Here is a 20,373-nt window from a genome sequence, read left to right on the forward strand (position 1 = left end):
ATGTCGGCGGCGCACGGCGAGGCGGATGTCCGCAAGGCCATCGACGTCTTCGCAGAGGTCGGGCGTGAGCTCGGCGTCATTTAGAGAATCGTCTGAATCCCTTGCGGAGATTTCGTCATGTCGAACATGATGCGCGCGCTGGTTAAAGCAAAACCTGAAGTCGGTCTCTGGATGGAGAGCGTGCCGGTCCCCGAGGTCGGCCCCAACGACGTGCTGATCCGGGTGAAGAAGTCGGCGATCTGCGGCACGGACGTGCATATCTGGAACTGGGACCACTGGGCGCAGAAGACCATCCCCGTACCGATGGTCGTCGGCCACGAATTCGTCGGCGAGATCGCCGAGGTCGGCTCGGCCGTCACCAAGTACCATGTCGGCGAGCGGGTCTCGGGCGAGGGGCATATCGTCTGCGGCAAGTGCCGCAACTGCCGGGCCGGCCGCGGCCATCTCTGCCACTACACGAAAGGCGTCGGCGTCAACCGGCCGGGTTCCTTCGGCGAATTCGTCTCGATCCCCGAATACAATGTCGTGCCGATCCCCGACGATGTGCCCGATGAGGTCGCGGCGATTTTCGATCCGTTCGGCAATGCCGTGCATACGGCGCTGTCCTTCGACCTCGTCGGCGAGGACGTGCTCGTCACCGGCGCGGGGCCGATCGGCATCATGGGCGCGATGGTTGCGAAACGTTCCGGTGCCCGCAAGGTCGTCATCACCGACATCAACCCCGTCCGCCTCGATCTCGCACGCAAGGTCGGTATCGACTATGTCGTCGATGCCTCCAGCCAGGACCTTGCCGAGGTGATGGCCGAGATCGGCATGACCGAGGGTTTTGACGTCGGCCTTGAAATGTCCGGCGCCCCGCCGGCCTTCCGCTCGATGATCGATGCGATGAACAATGGCGGCAAGATCGCCATTCTCGGCATCGCGCCCGATGGTTTCGGCATCGACTGGAACAAGGTGATCTTCAAGATGCTGACGCTGAAGGGCATCTACGGCCGTGAGATGTTCGAGACCTGGTACAAGATGATCGCCTTCGTGCAGGGCGGGCTCGATCTTTCGCCGATCATTACCCATCGCATCGGGATCAACGATTTTCGGGATGGCTTCGAGGCGATGCGCTCGGGCAATTCCGGCAAGGTCGTCATGGACTGGCATTGACGCCTGCCGCGCAAACCTGTCCAGCGGTTTGTGACAACGACAGGCGCGAGAACGTGAGAGGAGGTCTAAAATGAAGTATGAGGGAAGCTGTCATTGCGGCGCGGTCGCCTTCGAGGTGGAGGGCGAGTTCGACACGGGGCTCGACTGCAACTGCTCCATGTGCCGGCGCCGCGGCGCACTGCTCGCCTTCGTGCCACGCGAGAAATTCGTGCTGACGAGTAAGGAGGAGAACGTTTCGACCTACATGTTCAACCGCCACGTCATCGAACACCATTTCTGCGCCAAATGCGGCATTGCGCCCTATGGTGAGGGAAGCGATCCGAAAGGGAACAGGATGGCGGCGGTCAACCTGCGCTGCATTCCGGCCATCGATCTGGAGGCCCTGACCATCACCAAGGTCGATGGTCGTTCGTTCTGATCGTGTCGGCTGCGAATCGGTTCGGCCGAGGCGCGGGTTGTCGGGGGAACGGGGGCCTTGTCTTTTTAGGAAAGGCTCCTACATGTTGGCTCTATCGCCCGGATCCGCCGACTTTCCTGTCCGCGAACCCGAATCGGAACCTTTTCCAGCTTTTTTGCCGGAAAAGCTTGACGTAACCGAAAATTCTGGGAATCACCATTGTTGGCTGTGAAGGAATGGGTACGGCGGATCGGGAAGTCATGTCAATCGTGTTGCTTCGGCAACATCGCCACAGGACCGGGGGCCGGGCTGTGGTTAATCGGGATTTAATTGTCAATCCGTTAGGTCAGGGATGCTGATTCGCGGTGACGATGCCGAAAGGCGATCGGTCGCGGAACCCCTAACCGCTTGGAAACTGATGCTCAGGAAAGCGACGAAATAAATGGCGACAAAGGTCAAAGAGAACGAGGAAGTCGAAAACGAACGCGAAGGCGCATCCGACGGCCCACTTCTCGATCTTTCCGATGATGCCGTCAAGAAGATGATCAAGGCCGCCAAGAAGCGCGGCTATGTCACCATGGACGAGCTGAATTCTGTCCTGCCGTCCGAGGAAGTCACCTCGGAGCAGATCGAGGACACGATGGCCATGCTGTCCGACATGGGCATCAACGTCATCGAGGACGAGGACGCCGAAGAGGCGACCCAGGGCGGCGAGGAAGAGGGCGGCGACGACGACGGCGACAGCGAGGGCGGCGAACTTGCCACCTCCAGCGGCACCGCGCTTGCCACCGCCAAGAAGAAAGAGCCGACCGACCGCACGGACGACCCGGTGCGCATGTACCTGCGCGAGATGGGCTCCGTCGAGCTTTTGTCGCGCGAGGGCGAAATCGCCATCGCCAAGCGCATCGAAGCCGGCCGCGAGACGATGATCGCCGGCCTCTGTGAGAGCCCGCTGACGTTCCAGGCCATCATCATCTGGCGGGATGAACTCAACGAAGGCCAGACGCTGCTGCGCGAGATCATCGACCTCGAAACGACCTATTCCGGTCCCGAGGCGAAGGCGGCTCCGCAGTTCCAGTCGCCGGAAAAGATCGAGGCCGATCGCAAGGCGGCCGAGGAAAAGGAACGGACCCGCAAGCCGCGCGCCGCCAACGACGACGACATCACCAATGTCGGCGGCGACGCCATGCCGCCGGAGGAAGAGGAAGAGGACGACGACGAGTCGAACCTTTCGCTCGCCGCCATGGAAGCGGAACTGCGCCCGCAGGTCATGGAAACGCTCGACACGATCGCCGAGACCTACAAGAAGCTGCGCAAGCTGCAGGACCAGCAGGTGGAAGCCCGCCTGCAGGCGACCGGCACGCTCTCGCCCGCCCAGGAGCGCCGCTACAAGGAACTCAAGGACGAGCTGATCACGGCCGTCAAGTCGCTGTCGCTGAACCAGAACCGCGTCGACAGCCTCGTCGAGCAGCTCTATGACATCAACAAGCGCCTCGTGCAGAACGAGGGCCGCCTGTTGCGTCTGGCCGAAAGCTACGGCGTCAAGCGCGATTCGTTCCTCGAACAGTATTCCGGTGCGGAACTCGATCCGAACTGGATGAAGTCGATCGCCAATCTGGCCGCCCGCGGCTGGAAGGAATTCGCCAAAAGCGAAAACACGACGATCCGCGACATCCGCCAGGAGATCCAGAATCTCGCCACCGAGACCGGCATCTCCATCTCGGAGTTCCGCCGCATCGTGCACATGGTGCAGAAGGGCGAGCGCGAGGCGCGCATCGCCAAGAAGGAGATGGTGGAAGCCAACCTCCGTCTCGTGATCTCGATCGCCAAGAAGTACACGAACCGCGGTCTGCAGTTCCTCGATCTCATCCAGGAAGGCAATATCGGCCTGATGAAGGCGGTCGACAAGTTCGAGTATCGCCGGGGCTACAAGTTCTCCACCTATGCGACCTGGTGGATCCGGCAGGCGATCACCCGTTCGATCGCCGACCAGGCCCGCACGATCCGTATTCCCGTGCACATGATCGAGACGATCAACAAGATCGTACGCACCTCGCGCCAGATGCTGCACGAGATCGGCCGCGAGCCGACCCCGGAAGAACTGGCCGAAAAGCTCGCCATGCCGCTCGAAAAGGTCCGCAAGGTCCTGAAGATCGCCAAGGAGCCGATCTCGCTCGAAACGCCCGTCGGTGACGAAGAGGATTCGCATCTCGGCGACTTCATCGAGGACAAGAACGCACTGCTGCCGATCGACGCCGCCATCCAGGCGAACCTGCGTGAGACGACGACCCGCGTTCTCGCCTCGCTGACGCCGCGCGAGGAACGCGTGCTGCGCATGCGCTTCGGCATCGGCATGAACACCGATCACACGCTCGAAGAAGTCGGCCAGCAGTTCTCGGTGACGCGCGAACGTATCCGCCAGATCGAGGCGAAGGCGCTGCGCAAGCTGAAGCACCCGAGCCGCTCCAGGAAGCTGAGAAGCTTCCTGGATAGCTAAAATGCGCAAGCTCCGCTCGTTCCTCGACCGCTGAGGAAGCCCTGCGCTGCCGGGTCTTTCCGGCAGCCTTGGAGACTGTTCAAAGCAAAGCCCCCACGGCCGGTTGGTCGCGGGGGCTTTTGTGTGTTCGGCAGTACTGTGTTGGGGCTCCCGGTATCAAAGGATGCCGAGCAGATCGTCCAGCACTCCGCCCGGGCCAAGCAGGTCGTCCAGCAACGACTGCGTGAGACCGAGATCGGCGAGATCGACGACACCATCGACGAGGTCGTCGAGATGGAGGCCTCCGTCGCCGATGTTCTCGCCAAGAAGCGTGTCGAGGAGGCCGTTCAGGCCGACCTCGTTGAGCACATCGCCCAGTCCGGCTCCCACAAGATTGCTGAGGTCCAGATCGAGATTGATCACGCCATTGGCCGTGACGATCTTTTCGACGCCGAAGACCGCCTGTTTGTCGCCATTGCCTGAAATTTCGAACAAGCCACTGCCATTCAGCGTCAGAAGATAGTCGCCGGCATTCCCGTCGAGATAGGCCGTATCCTCTCCGTTGCCGCCATAGACGGTGTCGTTGCCATCCATGTAGATGACGTCATCGCCGTCCCCGCCGCCGATCAAATCGTCGCCTTCGCCGCCCCGCAGCGTGTCGTTCATGTCTCCGGCATAGATCGTGTCGTTACCGGCCCCGCCGTCGATATCGTCGCGCCCCGAGTTCGGTGAAATGCCGGGTCCGCCATAGACGATGTCGTTGCCGCTTCCGCCACGCACGATGTCGTCGCCAGCACCATGGAAGAGTGTATCGTTGCCAGCCCCGCCGTCGATCTCGTCATTGCCGGCGTTGCCCCATATGACGTCGTTTCCCCCTCCTGCCTGGGCGACGTCGTTTCCGGTTCCGAGGCCGATCCTGTTGGCGCCGTCGTTGCCGAGAACACTGTCGTTGCCACCCTGTGCAAAGACACTTCCTTGCCGGTTTTCGAAGACGAAGGTGTCGTCACCGGCCGTAAGAAAATAGGTGTCGCTCATATGATTTACTCCTCGCAATCATTGCGTTCACCGAGCCAAGGCGTTGGCCCGTGAATAAAAGGATGTGCTTTTGAATTTTAAATTCAACCATTGCGGGAAGTTCATTTATTTTTGCTTTCTTGATTCTCCATGTACACTTTATAAGTGTACAAAACTTGACAGGAAACAGGACAGAAATCCCGGAACCGGACAGGTTTGGAGCGTGCCTAACCAGGAATTTACCCAGCGGGTGAGCTGCCGCCAGCGGCGCGTTTCTGTCATGAGGCGTCTGCGGGAGGACGCGTAACCGTGTCCTGCGGCCCTCTGTTCGGGGAAGGGGATACGATGGCTTGCCTCCTTCCTCCTGCCGTGCAAGGCTCGCCGGGCAAGGGAATGGAACGGCGGAAGGGTTGTCATGCGGGATTGGTTCTGGCGCTTTGTCCTGTCCTTTTCCGCGACGGGGCTGATCCTGGGCACGCTGTGTTTTGCCGCCTCGCTGACGCCGAGCCTCCTGCCGCGCACCTATGTCACGCAGGGTGTGCTTTCGGGCGTCGCCATGGCCTGCGGCTATGGGCTTGGTGTGGCTCTTGCAGCGCTGTGGTTCTGGCTCGAACTGCCGGAACCGAAGGACCGGGCGCGTCTCTGGCTCGCTGCGGGGGCGGGTGGCATTTGCGGCATCGTGGTGCTGGTCTTCCTCTGGCGCACGGCGGAGTGGCAGAACTCCATCCGAACGTTGATGCGCCTGCCGCCGATCGACACCGCGCATCCCTTCTATGTCGGCCTTATCGGGCTTGCCGTCTTCCTCGTGCTTTTCGGCCTTGGGCGGCTCTTTGCCTTCCTTGCCCGGCTGTTTGCCCGGACGTCGCGCCGGGCGGCGCCGCGAAGGCTCTCCTATGTCATCGGCACGGCGCTGGCCGCGACGCTGTTCTGGACGCTGGCGGACGGTGTCCTGGCGCGGTTCGTGCTGCACACGGCCGATTCCTCCTTCCGCCGGCTCGACCAGGTGATCGAACCGGATACGGCCGAGCCCACGGATGCCAGAAAATCCGGCAGCGCCGCCTCGCTGGTGCGCTGGGACGCGCTTGGCCGCATGGGGCGCTCCTTCGTGGCGAGCGGACCGACGGCAGGGGATATCGCCGCCTTTACGGGCAAGCCGGCGATGGAGCCCCTGCGCGTCTATGCCGGCCTCAACGCTGCCGAGACGCCCGAGGCGCGGGCGAAGGTCGCGCTCGACGAGCTGATCCGAGTCGGCGGCTTCGAACGCTCGACGCTCGTCATCACCATGCCGACGGGCACCGGCTGGATCGATCCGGAGGGCATCGATACGGTCGAGTACCTGCATCATGGCGACATCGCCAGCGTTGCGATCCAGTATTCCTACCTCGCCAGCTGGCTCTCTCTGCTTGCCGAGCCGGACTACGGTGCAGAGGCCGCCCGGGCGCTCTTCCGCGCGATCTACGGTCACTGGACGAGCCTGCCGAAGGACAAGCGGCCAAAACTCTATCTCTATGGTCTCAGCCTCGGCGCCTTGTCGTCGGAGCAGTCCGCTGAACTCTTCGAGGTGATCGGCGATCCCTATCAGGGTGCGCTCTGGGCCGGTCCGCCGTTTCCGAGCCGCATCTGGCGCAAGATGACGGCGGACCGCAATCCCGGAACGCCCGCCTGGCTGCCGCGCTTCCGCGACGGCTCCTATGTGCGCTTTACCAGCCAGAAGAATGCGCTGCCCGAGGCGGGCGACCATTGGGGGCCGATGCGCATCGTCTACCTGCAATATGCCAGCGACCCGATCACCTTCTACGATCCCTATGCCTTCTACCGCCAGCCGGCCTGGATGGTTGTGCCGCGCGGGCCGGATGTCTCGCCGGATTTCGAATGGTATCCTGTCGTCACTTTCCTGCAGCTGACGCTCGACATGGCCATGGCGACCACGACGCCGATGGGGCTTGGCCATGTCTATGCCGGCGAGCACTATATCGATCCATGGATCGCGGTGACCGATGTGACGGACTGGAGCGCGGCGGATATCGCAAGACTGAAGGAAAAGTTTCGCGCGGGGCGGTGATCAGCTTTTGACGGCAATGATGAAGAGCCGAGGGAAGCGCAGCAGCCGGCGACCGTCGGCCATCGGCGGATAAGCGTTCGTGATACGGCGCTCGTAATCCGCAAGGAAGCCGGCGCGTTCACCGGCCGGCAGGCGGTCGAGATAGGGACGCAGGCCCGTCGCCTTCACCCAGTCGACGATGGCGGCCGCATTCGCCATGGGATGGTTGTAGACGGTGTGCCAGACATCGACGCGGGCCGCCTTCGGGCCGAGTGCGTCGAAACAGGCCGCTGGTGCGGGCATCGGGCCGCGGCGCGGCGTACCCTCGACGAAGGCGCCCTGCCAGGGGCCGGCAAGAGCGCTTTCTTCCATCAGGAGATGGGAGGGCTCGTTGCGGTTGTCCGGCATCTGCACCGCCAGCACGCCGCCGGGACGCAGGCCGTCCATCAGTCGGGCCATCAGCGCCACCGGATCGGGCAGCCACTGAAAGACGGCATTGGCGAAGAGCAGGGCAGCCGGCTCGTGCGGGCGCCATCTGGCAAGATCGCATTCGACGAAATCGACGCCCGGCAGGCGCTGGCGTGCGGCCTTCAGCATGTCGCCGGCATTGTCAACGCCGCGCACGCCCCGGCCGGGAAAACGCTCCACCAGCAGCTCCGTCGAGTTTCCCGGCCCGCAGCCGAGGTCGTAGACCGTGCCGGCGACAAGGTCGGCCGGCACCTGCGCGAGCAGGTCGCGGGCAGGGCGGGTGCGTTCGTCCTCGAATTTCAGGTATTGCGCGGCAGACCAGGCCATGCGGGCTCCGTTCAGAGGCTTTCGAGCGTGGGCAGGATGAGAGCGGGGCCGAGGTCGAAATATTCGTCCGGCATGTCGCTACGGTTGATCCAGACGGTGCGGAAGCCGAATTTCGTCGCGCCGGCAATGTCCCAGCGGTTGGAGGACTGGAAGGAGACGGCGTTGGGATAGAGCCGGTAGTTCGTCGTCACGAGATCGTAGACGGCGGGGGCGGTCTTGTAGGTCTTCAGTGCGTCGACCGAGAAGATGTCGTCGATGACGGTGTCGAGCGCGGCATTCTTCACCGCCGAGGCCAGCATGGCGGGCGAGCCGTTGGAGAGGATGGCGATATGCGCGCCGCGCTGCTTCAGCGCTTTCAAGACGGCCGGCACTTCCGGGTAGCAGTCGAGTTTCCAGTAGGCGTCGAGCAGCTTCTGGCGCAGTGCCGGATCGACGCCGCCGATGCGCTTGAACGTATAGTCGAGCGCCTGCTCGGTGAGTTGCCAGAAATCCGCATAGGCGCCCATCAGCGCGCGCGTCCAGGAATATTCGAGCTGCTTGGCGCGCCAGATCTCGGAAAAGATCTGGTAGTTCGGCCCGACATCCCCCGCATGGCGGCGCACAGCCGCGTGCACGTCGAACAGCGTGCCATAGGCGTCAAAGACATAGGCGGCATGGGACATGGGCGGCGATTCCTTCTGGCATTGTCGATGGCGATTGGTCGCCATCGATGTGGGAATGTCAATCGGTCAGACGCGCGGAGCCGCTGCCTCAGAACCGCGTGATGACACTGATGCCGAGGTCGGTCGCCTTGTCCATCGCCATCAGCGCCGGCACGGCCTCATCAAGGCTGATATGGCGGCCGATCAACCGTTGCGGGGCGAGCTTGCCGCTTTCGATCATCGCCAGCATGGCGTCGTAGCGCCAGGCCTGCATGCCGTGGCTGCCGTAGATTTCCAGCTCGTGGCCAATGACCTGCGCCATGGGAATCTTCGGCGTCGCATGGTCGGCGAGCATCAGGCCGACCTGCACATGCCGCCCGCGTCGACGCAGGTTCTTTATCGAGTTGAAGCAAGTAGCGGGAGAGCCGAGCGCATCGATCGAGGCATGCGCCCCGCCGCCGGTGATCTCGCGCACGGCCTCCGCGACATCGGCGACCTCGCGGGCGTTGATGGCGGCGACGGCACCCATCTTCCGGGCAAAATCCAGTTTCTCCACGGATATGTCGATGGCGATGGGATTGGCGCCGAGCGCGGCGGCGATCATGATCGCGGAGAGGCCCACCCCGCCGCAGCCGTGCACGGCCACCCATTCGCCGCCCGTCACCCGCGCCTGGTCGACGACGGCACGGAAGGAGGTGGCGAAGCGGCAGCCGAGGCTGGCGGCCGTCGCGTAGTCGATGGCATCCGGCAGGTGCACGAGATTGTGGTCGGCAAAATCGATGGCGACGAGTTCGGCGAAGGAGCCCCAATGGGTGAAGCCGGGCTGGAACTGTTCTTCGCAAACCTGTTGGTTGCCCGAGCGGCATTCGCCGCAGTGGCCGCAGCCCGAGACGAAGGGCACGGTCACCCGCTCGCCCTCGCGGAACCGGCGCACATTCCTGCCGACGGCCACCACCTTGCCGGCGAGCTCGTGGCCCGGCACATGCGGCAGGCTTATATCCGGGTCGTGGCCCATCCAGCCGTGCCAATCGGAGCGGCAGAGTCCCGTCGCCTCCACCTTGATCACCACGCCGCCGGGCGTCGGCGTCGGGTCCTGCAGGGTGCGGACTTCAGGTGTCGCCTCGAAGGCTTCGTAATACATCGCGCGCATATTGGCTCCCTTCCGGTCAGACGACCCGGCGCATCATGAGGATTTCATCGATCTCGCGGCCTTCATGCAGGAAGCCCGCGGGCATGTACCCGATTTCCGCAAAGCCTTCGCGGCGGTAGAAGGCGAGGGCAGGCGCATTCTCGGCGGTGACGGCAAGCTCGATCTGTCTGAGGCAACTGTCCCGGGCATGGGCCGTGACGGCAGCGAGGAGGGCGCCGGCAACGCCTCGGCCGCGTTCGGCGGTGCGCAGGTAGACCATGACGAGATTGGCGCGATGGGCCATCTTGCTCGTATTGAACCGCATCAGGCCCATCATCCCGACAGGCTCTTTGCCGCGAAAGGCGGCAAAGAGGGCAAGATCGGTGAGAAGCTTGCGGATCGCCTCGTCGGACAGCTTCTCCAGATCCTCCGCGGTGCTGGCGAAGGCGGCGGGGGCCTGCAGAAGGGCCTCGCGCCGGAGCGCGCGAAAGGCCTCGGCATCCTCGGCGGTGAGGCGGCGGATCGGCGGTGGGGCAATGTCTTCTGCGGTCATGCCTTTCTATCGCATGGCCTGCGGCGCCCCGCCAGAATATCACCCATGATAAGGCCTGATGCACCCATTCAACATCTTGAATGGACAAGCGGGGCTGGCTGTCGGAAGGCATTTGTGACTTGACCGGCCCGGCCCACCGGGCGTTGATGGGCGAAAAGGAGTTTTACAAAATGCCAGTCGATACCGCACCACGCTCGACGACCTGGACCTTCGTGGATGGCGAATGGGTTTCAGGCAATCCGCCGCTCATCGGCCCCACCTCGCATGCCATGTGGCTCGGCTCGACCGTCTTCGACGGCGCGCGCTGGTTCGACGGTATCGCGCCGGACCTCGACCTGCATTGCCAGCGCGTCAACCGTTCCGCCGAGGCCCTCGGCCTCAAGGCGGTGGTGACGGCCGAGGAGATCGAGGCGCTGTCCTGGGAAGGCGTCAAGAAGTTCGACGGCAAGACGGCGATATACATCAAGCCCATGTACTGGGCCGAGCATGGCTCGTTCAGCGTGGTTGCGCCGGATGCGGAATCGACCCGCTTCGCGCTTTGCCTCTTTGAGGCGCCGATGGGCGACCCGAACGCGGCGTCCTCGCTGACCGTCTCGCCTTTCCGCCGTCCGACGGTGGAATGCATGCCGACGGATGCCAAGGCCGGCTGCCTCTATCCGAACAATGCCCGCATGCTGGTGGAGGCCCGCAAGCGCGGCTTCGACAACGCGCTGGTCCGCGACATGCTGGGCAACGTCGCCGAAACCGCCTCGTCCAACATCTTCATGGTGAAGGACGGCGTCGTCTTCACGCCCGCCGCCAACCGCACCTTCCTTGCCGGCATCACGCGCACCCGCGTCATCGGCCTCCTGAACGAAGCCGGTTTCGAGGTGGTCGAAACGACGCTGACGGTCGCCGATTTTGCGGCCGCCGACGAGATCTTCACCTCGGGCAACTACTCCAAGGTGGTTCCGGTGACGCGGCTCGACGACCGCGATCTCCAGCGCGGCCCGATCACCGCCAAGGCGCGCGACCTCTATTTCGACTGGGCGCATTCCAACGGCGACGCGTGACTGCGATAGACGGCCAAACAGAAACGCCGGGGCAGGACCCCGGCGTTTTCCGTTTCGGATACGCTTCGCCTTACTCGGCGGCGACGATCTTGCCGTCTTCCCACTTGAAGAGCGAGAAGCTCTGCGAGGTGAGGTCGCCGTTCTCGCCATAGGTCAGCTTGCCGATGGCGGTTGGGATGGCTTCACCGGACTTCAGGGCGGTTGCAACGGCGGCGGAGTCTTCTGCGCTGCCGGCCTTCTCGATGCCGGCCTTCAGAATTTCGACGGCGGCGTAGGCGTTGAGCGTGAAGGCTTCCGGCGGGATGCCCTTTTCCTTCAGCACGGCGACGGCAGCCTGCGAGTCGGGGCTCTTCAGCGCGTCGGAGGCGTTGGTGAAGAGCGTGCCGGCTGCTGCTTCGTTGCCGATTGCCCAGTATTCGCTGTTCGAGAGGCCTTCACCGCCGATGATCGTGGCGTTGACCGACAGGTCCTTCAGCTGGCGGGCAAGCAGGCCGCCTTCCGGATGGTAGCCGCCGAAATAGATGACTTCGACGCCGTCGGCCTTGAGGCGGGTGATCAGTGCGCTGAAATCCTTGTCGCCCGGGGTGACAGAATCGTAGAGAGCCTCGGTGACGCCGCCCTTGTTCAGCGCGGCCTTGAAGGAATCGGCCAAGCCTTTGCCATAGGCGCCCTTGTCGTGAACCACGGCGACCTTCTTGTCCTTCAGGTTTGCCAGCACATAGGCGGCGGCAACTTCCGCCTGCTGGTCGTCGCGGCCGCAGGTGCGCAGCACGTTGGTGAGGCTGCGGGCCGTCAGGTCCGGCGCCGTCGCCGTCGGGGTGACCATCAGCACGCCGTTTTCGGCAAAGACGTCGGAGGCCGGGATGGCGACGCCCGAGGTCACCGGGCCGACGACGAAGCGGATGCCTTCACCGACGATCTGGTTGGCGGCCGAAACGCCCTGCTTGGGCTCGCCCGCATCGTCGGCCAGCTTCAGCACGACCTGTTCGCCCATAATGCCGCCGTTCTTGTTGATCTGGTCGACAGCCGCCTGCGCGCCGTTCTTCACCTGGTCGCCATAGGCGGCGACCGGGCCGGTCAGCGGGGCGACGAGGCCGATGACGATGTCCGCCTGGGCGAGCGGGGCAAAGGCGACGGATGCGGCGAGCAGGGCGCCGGCAAAAATCTGCTTCTTCATGGAATTCTCCTCAACTGGGGCCATGGAGTGGCCCGGTCGCAGATGCTCACGCGCCCGGACGGCGCAGGCCGGATTCCGATGCGGAGCGGGTTCTTTCACGGTCCGGAACAATCGTTCGCGAAGGGCCGGCGTGCTGCAGATTGATTAGGCCGGAAGGGGAAAAAGCGCAACAAAATAATGCATTTGCATATTTGATGGGCGGATCACTTGCGTGAATGGAAGGCGGTATTGGGCATTTGAATCAAAACGGATTGTTAAGATTTACGATTTATAAATATCCGGAAATTTTGAGGATCTGCGATGCGTTGCGTCTTGATCGTCGTCCTCTTGTTGCTCGCCGGATGTGCGTCTGTTCCAAGGCAGACGCAGAACGCCTGTGCCATCTTCGAGCAACGTGACGGCCTGTTCGACAACTGGCGGCGAGCCGCCTACCGCGCCGAGCGCGAATATGGCGTGCCCGTTCCCGTGCTCATGGCGACGATCTACACGGAGTCCGGCTTCCGGCACAATGCGCGCCCGCCGCGCACGAAGCTCCTGGGTTTCATTCCATGGAAACGCCAGTCGACCGCGCTCGGCTTTTCGCAGGCGCTGGACGGCACCTGGGCGCAGTACAAGCGCGTGACCGGCCGCTGGACCGCCAACCGTACGGACTTCTCCGACGCGATCCGCTTCATCGCCTGGTATCACGCCGAGAGCAACCGCAAGAACGGCATCGCCCTTACCGACACCTACCGCCTCTACATCGCCTACTATCACGGCCATGCCGGCTATTCGCGCGGCAACTGGAGCGGTACCTCCAAGGCCGGCGCGAAGCGCGCAGCCAACATGGCGGCCAGCTATTCGCGCCAGCTGAAGAATTGCGGTGCGTGGTAAGGGACGGCCGACGGCGTAGCCGTCGACCGGACGATCCGTGCGATCGGTCTGGATGACGGCCCGCCCCTCGGCCGTGTACACTGGTGTCTCCACGCGCAAATTCTCGCTGGGACAGGAGGCCGTCTTTGCCCACGCCCGTGATCGTTGTCGGTTATGATGCGGCATGGCCGGATCGGTTCTCGGAGGTTTCACAATCTCTTCGGGCGCTGCTTGGCGATGCGGTTCATGCGGTGGATCATGTCGGAAGCACTGCGGTGCCGGGTCTTGCGGCAAAGCCGGTCATCGATGTCGATGTGACGCTCTGCAGCCGGGAACGCATCGAGGCCGCCTGCCGGTGCATGGCGGATGCGGGGTACGGTACCCGGGGAAACCGCTATGACGACGACATGTGGGCCTTCCTGTCAAAAGGGGAGCCTGCCTGCCGCGTCTATCTGTGCCCGCCGGAAAACGAAACGCATCGAAGGCGCCTGGTCTTTCGGGATCGGCTTCGTCAGGACGGTGCGCTTCGCGCCGCCTATGGTGCATTGAAGCAGCGGCTTTCCGTACAGTTTCCCCTGGATGGGGATGCCTACACCGCAGCAAAGCGGAGTTTCATCGAGGCGGCGATCGGCAGCTCGCCTCTGTCAGGCCGATAGGCTCCGGTTTCAGCCCCTGAGCCGGTAGCATAAAATTTTCTCCCCCTTGTCGGATCGGTTGCGCGACACACGTCCTTGTCATGTCCAAACCAAAGGAGGAGACGATCATGACCTATGTCGATGGATTCCTGCTGGCCGTGCCGAAGGCCAATCTGGAACGGTACAAGGACATGGCGCGCACGGCGGGCGATGTCTGGAAGGAACACGGCGCAATCGACTATGTCGAATGCATCGGCGATGATGTGCCCTATGGCGAGCTCACCTCGTTTCCCCGCGCCGTGCTGGCGAAGGACGACGAGGTGGTGATCTTCTCCTGGGTCACCTACACGTCGCGGGCGTCACGTGACGAGATCCTTGCCAAGGTGATGGCGGACGAGCGCCTGAAGGGCGGCGACTGGAAGGACGTCTTCGACGGCAAGCGCATGATCTATGGCGGCTTCGAGGCGGTCGTCGAGTTGTGAGGCGGAGGGGACTGCGCTAAACCGGTCGGAACCGGAAGAAAGGAAGCGCCATGACGAACCTCTACTATGCGATCGTCGGATCCACGACCGACACGAACATGGGGCTGGCGCGCTTCATGGGGGTCATCCTTGCCTTCATCGTGGTCGTCGGTACCCTGTTCTGGGCCATCGGCGGCTGACGCCATGCCGCAAAAGAGCGTGACGGTTCCGACCCGCGGACAGGGGCTCTACGAATTCACCGACGAGGCGACGGCCTTCGTGCGGGGCGCCGGCGTGGAGGAGGGGTTGCTGACGGTCTTCGTCCGCCACACCTCCTGTTCGCTGCTCATTCAGGAAAATGCCGATCCGGATGTCCGGCGCGATCTTGACCAGTTCTTTCGCCGCCTCGTGCCGCCCTCGGACGATCCGGCGATGCGCTGGATCGTGCATACGCTGGAGGGGCCCGACGACATGCCGGCCCATATCAAGGCAGCGCTGACATCCGTTTCGATCGGCATACCGGTTTCCGGCGGCCGGCTTGTGCTCGGCACCTGGCAGGGCCTCTATCTTTTCGAACATCGCGACCGACCACACCGGCGCGAAATCGTGCTGCATCTCGGGCCTTGACGGAACCGGCCCGCAGGATGGAACGTTCCTGTGCCGGTCCCTCTGAGCGTGGCATGGTCAGTCCCGTCCATGGACCGCGTTCTTGGGCCCTGGTTCCCGCCCGACACCAATGGGGCCAATGGGCTTGCGCATCGCCGGCTCTGAAGGAGAAGTTCATGGTCAATACCGAAAGCATCAACCACGCCGTCATCGAGGCCCTGAACGCCCGCGACTTTGCCGCGCTTGCCGGCAAGGTTCACGAGGATGTCGCGATTTCCGGCATCGGCGAGGGCATGGACAACGGCCGCGACGCGCTGCGCGATCGTCTCGCCCGGCATTTCGAGGCCTTTGACGAAAGGTACGGCGACGCGCTGGTGATGAGCGACGCGCTCGGCAGCAATGTCGCGATCCGCCTGACGGCGCGCGGCAAGTCTGCGGCGGGCGATGCCTATTCGAAGGAGAAGATCCTGCTGCTCGAACTCGAGGAGGGGACCATCACCCGCATCGCCTTCTTCACCAGTTCATGAAGTTGAACGGAGGCTGAACGACGGCTTCGGCCTGCATTCAGCCTCGCCCCTCTAAGGTCTCCTCAATCGCCGGACGAAACGACCCGGCCGGTGTGAACAGGAGATCCCTCGATGACCAGCTTTCTGAAAAAATCCCTTCTTGCCGTCGTTCTCGGCCTCGGTGCGCTGACGGCCGCCATGCCGGCGGCGTCCGCTGCCAATATCGAGCTGTCGATCGAGCCGGCGGGATACCGCAACGGCTTCTACGAGGTGCACGACCAGGACTGGCGCCGCGACCGCTGGGATCGCCGTCATGACCGCCGTCAGGGCGAATGGGGCCGCCGCGGCCGCTGCGACCTCGGCTTTGCCGTCGCCAAGGCCCGTGACCATGGCCTGCGCCGCGCCCGCATCGCGGACGTGACGCCGCGCAAGGTCGTCGTCGACGGTTTCCGCCGCGATGGCTACAGCCGCATCGTCTTTGCCAACGACCGCCATTGCCCGATCCTCTGGCGCTGATGACGGGGGCCGGCACGCCGGCCCGTTCCCCGGAACGCCGTTCGTCACGTCACCCCCGGCCGGCGAACGGCCACCCTCCCGGTCCTGCCGGGAGGGTTTTCGCGTTTTGCGACGATGCATGACGCATGCCGCACATAGTGCAGCGACACATCCTGCGCCGGGAAACGCATCGATCTGAAGGATTTTCCCCAAGTGCCGGTCGCGGCGTCGGTTTTCCATGCCCGGTGGCGCAGGGAGGGGCGGCCTTGCCATTCGCGCTGTTGCGCAACGAAAAAAGGGCCGGCACGACGCCAGCCCTTTCTTTCATTCCCGTCGTTCGGCTCAGTTGCCGAGTGCGAAGGTCACGTTGACGGTGACGGAGTAGCTGTTCTCGCCGGTGGCGAGCGGCACGGCGCCGCCTTCGGCATAGTCCTTGGCCATGGCGCGCATCATCGGCATGGGTTCTGCGCGATAGGTGGTTTCGGAGATTTCAAGCACGCGGCCGAGGCCGACGCCGGCAGCATCCGTCAGTTCCTTGGCCTTGGCCATGGCGTTCTCGACGGCCTTCTTGCGTGCCGCGCTGACGGCGGTGTCCGGCTTGTCGTTGACGAAGCGGATGCCGTTGCCCTGGTTGGCGCCGAGCGTCACGGCCTTGTCGAGGATCTCGCCGAGCTTGGAAAGGTCGCGCACGCGCAGCGTCACCGTGTTGGTGACCTGGAAGCCGATCAGCACCGGCGGCGGGTTCTCGCCGGTCGAGCTCTGCGGATACTGGTACTGCGGGTTGATCATGAAGCCGGAGGTCTGCAGGTCGCGCTCGGCAATGCCGGCTTCCTTCAGGGCGGCCAGGACGTCGGCCATGGCCTTGTTGTTGGCGTCGAGCGCCTCGCGGGCGGTCTTGGCGTCCTTGACGACGCCGAGGTCGATCAGGGCCATGTCGGGCGCCATTTCCGCGCTGCCTTCGCCGGTCACGACGATGGTCGCCTCGCGCGGCTTTGCACTGTCCTGCGCCTGCGCGGCCAGGGGAAGGGCAGCGGCGAGAGCCAGCGAAAGCGCGACGATGCTGGCGCCCGTGCGGCGGCCCAGAGTTCCGTAGAACATAAAGAAAATCTCCTGATGGTTGCGTCCCTTACGCCGTTCTTCGCCCGTGATTGTGTAGAGAATACGGCGGCGCTTGTGAGGCCCGCCGAATTCGTCTAGACGATCTCTACACGTCGGCCGCCATTGACCGACGCCCCCGGCCCTGCGCCGGGCCGGGCCTGTAGCTCAATGGTTAGAGCCGGCGGCTCATAACCGCTTGGTTGGGGGTTCGAGTCCCTCCGGGCCCACCAAAAATACTGTTAAAACAATCACTTGCAGAGTGGTTAGCCGCGGCGGTTAGCCAATCGGTTAGCCTGAGGGCTTTTTCGATTGGTATTTCTTCGACACTTTCGTCATCCCGTCGCGAGCGAGTCGCTGCTGTTCAGCTGCCCGGCTGTAGAGTTCGGCGTGCGCGATATCGTCATGCCCGAGCGTTTCCATAAGCTGTCTCGTAGTCGCGCCGGTCTCCGCCAGCATTTTCCCCAAGGTTTTCCTCAGCCCATGCATGGTGCAGCCTTTGGGCATTCCGGCGCTATGGGTCCAATCAGCCATTCTCCCCGTGATTGACTTCTCGGAAAAGGCTTCACCGTAGGCGGTGACGAGAACTGTGCCTGACTTTCGGTCCAGAGGCGCCAAGGCTTCTTTCAGCATGGGGGTAATCGGCAGTATAAGCGTCTTGTCACCCTTCTTGGTGATCAGAGTGACCGTGCCGTTTTTGAAATCGAACCAATCCCACCGCAGGCGGGCGACGTCCGACCGGCGGTTTCCAAGCCATAGTGCCAGCGAGTAGGCAGTTCGCGGCGTCGTCCCGATGGGCCAGCGAGCTTCAAACATTTCACGCTCGCGGTCTGTCCAAGCGCGCCAACCTTTGTATTCGGGCCGATAATTCAGCTTCCACGTCGGATCGGTCTCGATCCATTCCTCGTCTAGAGCGACGAGCAGCATCTTTCGTATCGTCACGACCAGATGCTTCGCCTTGTGCGGCGTCGAGCTGTATCTCCCCAGGATTTCCTTCACATGCCGGCGCTTCATGTCGCGAACCGGCATGTCGCCCCACAACTCGGGCTGTCCATCCAGCACAGGCAGTTCAAGGAAGATCTCGGCTAGGGTTGTATTTTTGGTGACGCTGGCTGCATCTAGGGAGAGCCATTCCGGCGTTCGCTTCACCTTCGCCCATGCGGCGCGGAAGGTGCCCGGCATCGCAGCCCCGGGCATTGCGACAACCGCGGCAGTGCGCGGCGTTCTGCCCTCGATCGCTGCCTGATATGCTTCCTCGAAAGCGGTGTCGCCCGGGAAGCCCTTCAGAGAGATTGTCGTCTTACCGCGCCTATACCGCCAACGGGTGGTCCCGTGGCGGTCAGTAAAGGACGATAGGTAGGGGCGATTTTCTTCCATTCACCATGCTTACGCGCCTAGCCGGCGCCGTGACAAGATGGCGTCGATCTTGTTTTCCGCTTCAGACGGCAAGTCAGAGAAAGCGGCGTCGATAGCGATCCGGTCCCAAAGAACGCGCCCATCGACACGTTTCGGCCGCGGCATGCGTCGATCCGATACCATTTCGTCAAACTTTGTCGTTCCGACGCCTATGTATCGCGCGGCTTCCTCTCGTGACATCCCGCGGGGAGGATAGGCCAGAACATCGGGTAGCCTGCTCATTCTCGCGGCTCCTTCTCCAGCGCAGCGCGACGGGAATGCTGAGCTGCATTGACCACGCTCACCAGTTCATGGACGATGTATGGCGGGAACCGGAAGCCAATGTTGCAGATGCGATCAAGCACTACCGCCGACCACCCTGTTTCATCAGTGGTCAAAAGCTTGGCCGTTTCCTCCAGGCTCATCGGAAGGCGTTCAAGCCTATCCTCGTATCCCATCTTGGTCTGATACGGGCGCCAGATTTGAGTGAGTGCGAATTCCTCTAGATCTGTGACGCGCTTCATGTCCGCTCTCCCATATTGCGGATGGCAGCGGCAGCCAGACGGAAATCGCCGACTGTAGCGACGATCTTGATTTCGTCGCCAAGCCCGTTGAACAGTACGGGGTGGCGATCTGGCGTGCGAAGCAGCCCACAAGGCAGACCGTCGGCCGTCTCATACTTGAAAAACGGCTCCAGCGCCTTTCGTATCTCGTCCTTCTCCGCGCGGAGAGCTGCGATCTCGGCCATGTAGGCTTCCAGCTTGTCTGCGGCTTCCGCCCGTTCTTCGTCCCGGCGCTTTCTGCTTCCCGACGAGCCATCCCAAGGATTCCGCAGCCGCTCTACCAGATCATGTGTCATGGTTGCCTCCTGGGTAGGCTCCAGTTGTTTCTATGGAGGCGCGAGGCTCAAAAGCATCCCAATCTCGCGGCGCGGCCATCTTCTCGCGAAGCTCGCGCACCTTCTCAGGCTCGATATCAACCGTCTCGCACTCGCCGGTCTGGTCGTTGTACCGGGAGGCGAACACAGCGTCCTCGTGTCGTGTGGTACGACGAACCGCACCTCGGGTGCGCTCCTCGTAAACCCCGTAGCCTTTGCCGAAGACAGCACCGGCGGCGAAAAGGAAAACAGCGAACTGGCCGACATCGGAGCGGATAACGGCGACGGTTGCGCCGAACAGCCCCATGGCTGCGCCAGTTATCATCAGGGCGCGAGGTGTCATGACTGCTCTCCGGCTGTTTCTGAGGGAACGTCGATGGGTGGATGAACGACTTTAACTCCAGCCACGAAGGCGCGACGGACCATGTCAGCGGTTCCGCGACCGCCTGGAAACGCAACGATCATGTCCGGCTTGAGGCCAAGCATGTTCTGGTTGCGACGAGGCCCGGCTGACTTGCCGAACTTCGCCCATTGGGCTGGAACCGGATGGACGGAGACATTGTTGATCTTAGCCCATGAGCCGGACAACCTGTCAGCGCCGGAGGCATTGCCATGTATCAGCAAGGTAATGGGTGTTTCTTTGTGGATGCGATCGAGCGCAGCTTTCAAAGCGATGAAATCCCAGAAGTCGCGTCCGCCGCAGACGATGATACGGGTCATTCTGCGCATCCCTTCGATAATGTGGCGGAGCCGCCCGCCTCTGCACTGTCTGCGATACGGGTGGTGGAGAGGGCGGCGCGAATGTCGGTTGCACCACGATTTGCAAAGAAATGGACGCGCTCCAAGACGTCAGTTTTTGTGCGAGTTTCGGTGATGTCCTCGCAGGCGATCCGGTTAAACTCTTCGTAGGCGGCCATGAGCGCTTTCTTTAGCGCCATCGGCTGCGTCTGTTCGATAGAGAGAGCTGCGGAGATGAAAGGCATCAGCGCTTCGGCAAGCGTCCCAGCCCCGAGCGAATGGT

The 20,373-nt window shown here is 62.9% G+C and carries 26 protein-coding genes and 1 tRNA gene; 13 read left to right on the forward strand and 14 right to left on the reverse strand.

The genetic code is table 11. The features are described from left to right. The first annotated feature begins 117 nt into the window (after window positions 1-117). The 3 genes from tdh to rpoD all read left to right on the forward strand — a co-directional run bounded on the left by tdh (window position 118) and on the right by rpoD (window position 4,049). Window positions 118-1,155 carry an L-threonine 3-dehydrogenase gene (gene tdh, locus EXZ48_RS32210; protein WP_024271100.1) on the forward strand — a complete coding sequence of 346 codons (1,038 nt, stop codon included), beginning with the start codon at window positions 118-120 and terminating at the stop codon, window positions 1,153-1,155. A gap of 70 nt (window positions 1,156-1,225) precedes the next feature. After that, complete coding sequence (locus EXZ48_RS32215; protein WP_024271101.1) at window positions 1,226-1,573, forward strand: GFA family protein; 348 nt, start codon at window positions 1,226-1,228, stop codon at window positions 1,571-1,573. A gap of 421 nt (window positions 1,574-1,994) precedes the next feature. After that, complete coding sequence (rpoD, locus tag EXZ48_RS32220; RefSeq protein WP_050746269.1) at window positions 1,995-4,049, forward strand: RNA polymerase sigma factor RpoD; 2,055 nt, start codon at window positions 1,995-1,997, stop codon at window positions 4,047-4,049. Between the two features lie 156 nt (window positions 4,050-4,205). Here the strand turns inward: rpoD and EXZ48_RS32225 are convergent, their stop codons facing one another. After that, window positions 4,206-5,063 (reverse strand): calcium-binding protein, encoded by an 858-nt coding sequence (locus EXZ48_RS32225; protein WP_024271102.1) that lies wholly within the window; start codon window positions 5,061-5,063, stop codon window positions 4,206-4,208. A gap of 394 nt (window positions 5,064-5,457) precedes the next feature. On the opposite strand from EXZ48_RS32225, the gene EXZ48_RS32230 reads away from it, so the two are divergent. Continuing rightward, window positions 5,458-7,104 carry an alpha/beta-hydrolase family protein gene (locus tag EXZ48_RS32230; RefSeq protein WP_023513113.1) on the forward strand — a complete coding sequence of 549 codons (1,647 nt, stop codon included), beginning with the start codon at window positions 5,458-5,460 and terminating at the stop codon, window positions 7,102-7,104. Here EXZ48_RS32230 and tam read toward each other — a convergent pair whose 3' ends face one another. From tam to EXZ48_RS32250, 4 genes are all read right to left on the reverse strand, one after another. After that, a complete protein-coding gene (gene tam / locus EXZ48_RS32235) occupies window positions 7,105-7,878 on the reverse strand; it encodes a trans-aconitate 2-methyltransferase (protein ID WP_130521076.1) in 774 nt (257 codons plus the stop codon). An 11-nt stretch (window positions 7,879-7,889) separates the two neighbouring features. Next, the gene (locus EXZ48_RS32240; protein ID WP_023513115.1) at window positions 7,890-8,540 is read right to left on the reverse strand and encodes a haloacid dehalogenase type II; all 651 of its coding nucleotides are present in this window, start codon (window positions 8,538-8,540) and stop codon (window positions 7,890-7,892) included. An 88-nt stretch (window positions 8,541-8,628) separates the two neighbouring features. Then, window positions 8,629-9,669, reverse strand: coding sequence for a zinc-dependent alcohol dehydrogenase family protein (locus tag EXZ48_RS32245; protein ID WP_130521078.1), 1,041 nt, complete (start codon window positions 9,667-9,669; stop codon window positions 8,629-8,631). A 16-nt stretch (window positions 9,670-9,685) separates the two neighbouring features. Next, window positions 9,686-10,201 carry a GNAT family N-acetyltransferase gene (locus EXZ48_RS32250; RefSeq protein WP_130521080.1) on the reverse strand — a complete coding sequence of 172 codons (516 nt, stop codon included), beginning with the start codon at window positions 10,199-10,201 and terminating at the stop codon, window positions 9,686-9,688. Between the two features lie 170 nt (window positions 10,202-10,371). Here EXZ48_RS32250 and EXZ48_RS32255 point away from each other — a divergent pair, with 170 nt between their 5' ends. Then, window positions 10,372-11,253: a branched-chain amino acid aminotransferase gene (locus EXZ48_RS32255; RefSeq protein ID WP_037408515.1), complete on the forward strand. Its 882-nt coding sequence runs from the start codon at window positions 10,372-10,374 to the stop codon at window positions 11,251-11,253. 70 nt (window positions 11,254-11,323) lie between these two features. Here the strand turns inward: EXZ48_RS32255 and EXZ48_RS32260 are convergent, their stop codons facing one another. Beyond that, window positions 11,324-12,430, reverse strand: coding sequence for an ABC transporter substrate-binding protein (locus EXZ48_RS32260; protein ID WP_130521082.1), 1,107 nt, complete (start codon window positions 12,428-12,430; stop codon window positions 11,324-11,326). A 300-nt stretch (window positions 12,431-12,730) separates the two neighbouring features. Here EXZ48_RS32260 and EXZ48_RS32265 point away from each other — a divergent pair, with 300 nt between their 5' ends. The 7 genes from EXZ48_RS32265 (at window position 12,731) to EXZ48_RS32290 (ending at window position 16,006) form a co-directional block, all read left to right on the forward strand. Beyond that, complete coding sequence (locus EXZ48_RS32265) at window positions 12,731-13,303, forward strand: transglycosylase SLT domain-containing protein (RefSeq protein ID WP_050746273.1); 573 nt, start codon at window positions 12,731-12,733, stop codon at window positions 13,301-13,303. Window positions 13,304-13,428: 125 nt separating this feature from the next. Next, window positions 13,429-13,938, forward strand: coding sequence for a GrpB family protein (locus EXZ48_RS32270; RefSeq protein WP_130521084.1), 510 nt, complete (start codon window positions 13,429-13,431; stop codon window positions 13,936-13,938). A 107-nt stretch (window positions 13,939-14,045) separates the two neighbouring features. Beyond that, window positions 14,046-14,399, forward strand: coding sequence for a DUF1428 domain-containing protein (locus tag EXZ48_RS32275; RefSeq protein ID WP_130521086.1), 354 nt, complete (start codon window positions 14,046-14,048; stop codon window positions 14,397-14,399). 50 nt (window positions 14,400-14,449) lie between these two features. After that, window positions 14,450-14,578: a hypothetical protein gene (locus EXZ48_RS35855; RefSeq protein ID WP_256364426.1), complete on the forward strand. Its 129-nt coding sequence runs from the start codon at window positions 14,450-14,452 to the stop codon at window positions 14,576-14,578. A 4-nt stretch (window positions 14,579-14,582) separates the two neighbouring features. Continuing rightward, entirely contained in the window at window positions 14,583-15,005 is a 423-nt protein-coding gene (locus EXZ48_RS32280) for a secondary thiamine-phosphate synthase enzyme YjbQ (RefSeq protein WP_023515862.1), read from the forward strand. 155 nt (window positions 15,006-15,160) lie between these two features. Then, window positions 15,161-15,511, forward strand: a complete 351-nt coding sequence (locus EXZ48_RS32285) for a nuclear transport factor 2 family protein (protein WP_165909491.1) — start codon at window positions 15,161-15,163, stop codon at window positions 15,509-15,511. A 111-nt stretch (window positions 15,512-15,622) separates the two neighbouring features. Beyond that, a complete protein-coding gene (locus tag EXZ48_RS32290; RefSeq protein WP_050746276.1) occupies window positions 15,623-16,006 on the forward strand; it encodes a hypothetical protein in 384 nt (127 codons plus the stop codon). Between the two features lie 321 nt (window positions 16,007-16,327). Here EXZ48_RS32290 and EXZ48_RS32295 read toward each other — a convergent pair whose 3' ends face one another. Continuing rightward, window positions 16,328-17,083 carry an SIMPL domain-containing protein gene (locus EXZ48_RS32295; protein ID WP_023515859.1) on the reverse strand — a complete coding sequence of 252 codons (756 nt, stop codon included), beginning with the start codon at window positions 17,081-17,083 and terminating at the stop codon, window positions 16,328-16,330. A gap of 154 nt (window positions 17,084-17,237) precedes the next feature. Between EXZ48_RS32295 and EXZ48_RS32300 the strand changes: the two genes are divergently transcribed. Further along, window positions 17,238-17,313, forward strand: a tRNA-Ile gene (locus EXZ48_RS32300). A 58-nt stretch (window positions 17,314-17,371) separates the two neighbouring features. Here EXZ48_RS32300 and EXZ48_RS32305 read toward each other — a convergent pair. The 7 genes from EXZ48_RS32305 to EXZ48_RS32335 all read right to left on the reverse strand — a co-directional run. After that, window positions 17,372-18,457 (reverse strand): tyrosine-type recombinase/integrase, encoded by a 1,086-nt coding sequence (locus tag EXZ48_RS32305; RefSeq protein ID WP_130521090.1) that lies wholly within the window; start codon window positions 18,455-18,457, stop codon window positions 17,372-17,374. A 9-nt stretch (window positions 18,458-18,466) separates the two neighbouring features. Then, the gene (locus tag EXZ48_RS35655) at window positions 18,467-18,718 is read right to left on the reverse strand and encodes a hypothetical protein (protein ID WP_130521092.1); all 252 of its coding nucleotides are present in this window, start codon (window positions 18,716-18,718) and stop codon (window positions 18,467-18,469) included. Then, window positions 18,715-18,999 carry a hypothetical protein gene (locus tag EXZ48_RS32315; protein ID WP_130521094.1) on the reverse strand — a complete coding sequence of 95 codons (285 nt, stop codon included), beginning with the start codon at window positions 18,997-18,999 and terminating at the stop codon, window positions 18,715-18,717. Before EXZ48_RS32315 ends, EXZ48_RS35655 begins: the two co-directional genes overlap by 4 nt. After that, entirely contained in the window at window positions 18,996-19,334 is a 339-nt protein-coding gene (locus EXZ48_RS32320) for a hypothetical protein (protein ID WP_130521096.1), read from the reverse strand. Before EXZ48_RS32320 ends, EXZ48_RS32315 begins: the two co-directional genes overlap by 4 nt. Continuing rightward, entirely contained in the window at window positions 19,324-19,695 is a 372-nt protein-coding gene (locus EXZ48_RS32325; protein ID WP_130521098.1) for a hypothetical protein, read from the reverse strand. Before EXZ48_RS32325 ends, EXZ48_RS32320 begins: the two co-directional genes overlap by 11 nt. Further along, the gene (locus tag EXZ48_RS32330) at window positions 19,692-20,072 is read right to left on the reverse strand and encodes a DUF2493 domain-containing protein (RefSeq protein ID WP_130521099.1); all 381 of its coding nucleotides are present in this window, start codon (window positions 20,070-20,072) and stop codon (window positions 19,692-19,694) included. Before EXZ48_RS32330 ends, EXZ48_RS32325 begins: the two co-directional genes overlap by 4 nt. Further along, the coding region (locus tag EXZ48_RS32335) for a hypothetical protein (protein ID WP_165909492.1) at window positions 20,069-20,373 on the reverse strand (305 nt) is incomplete at its 5' end. The genes EXZ48_RS32335 and EXZ48_RS32330, both read right to left, overlap by 4 nt.

The organism is Shinella sp. JR1-6, assembly GCF_004284735.1.
Taxonomy (GTDB): Bacteria; Pseudomonadota; Alphaproteobacteria; order Rhizobiales; family Rhizobiaceae; genus Shinella.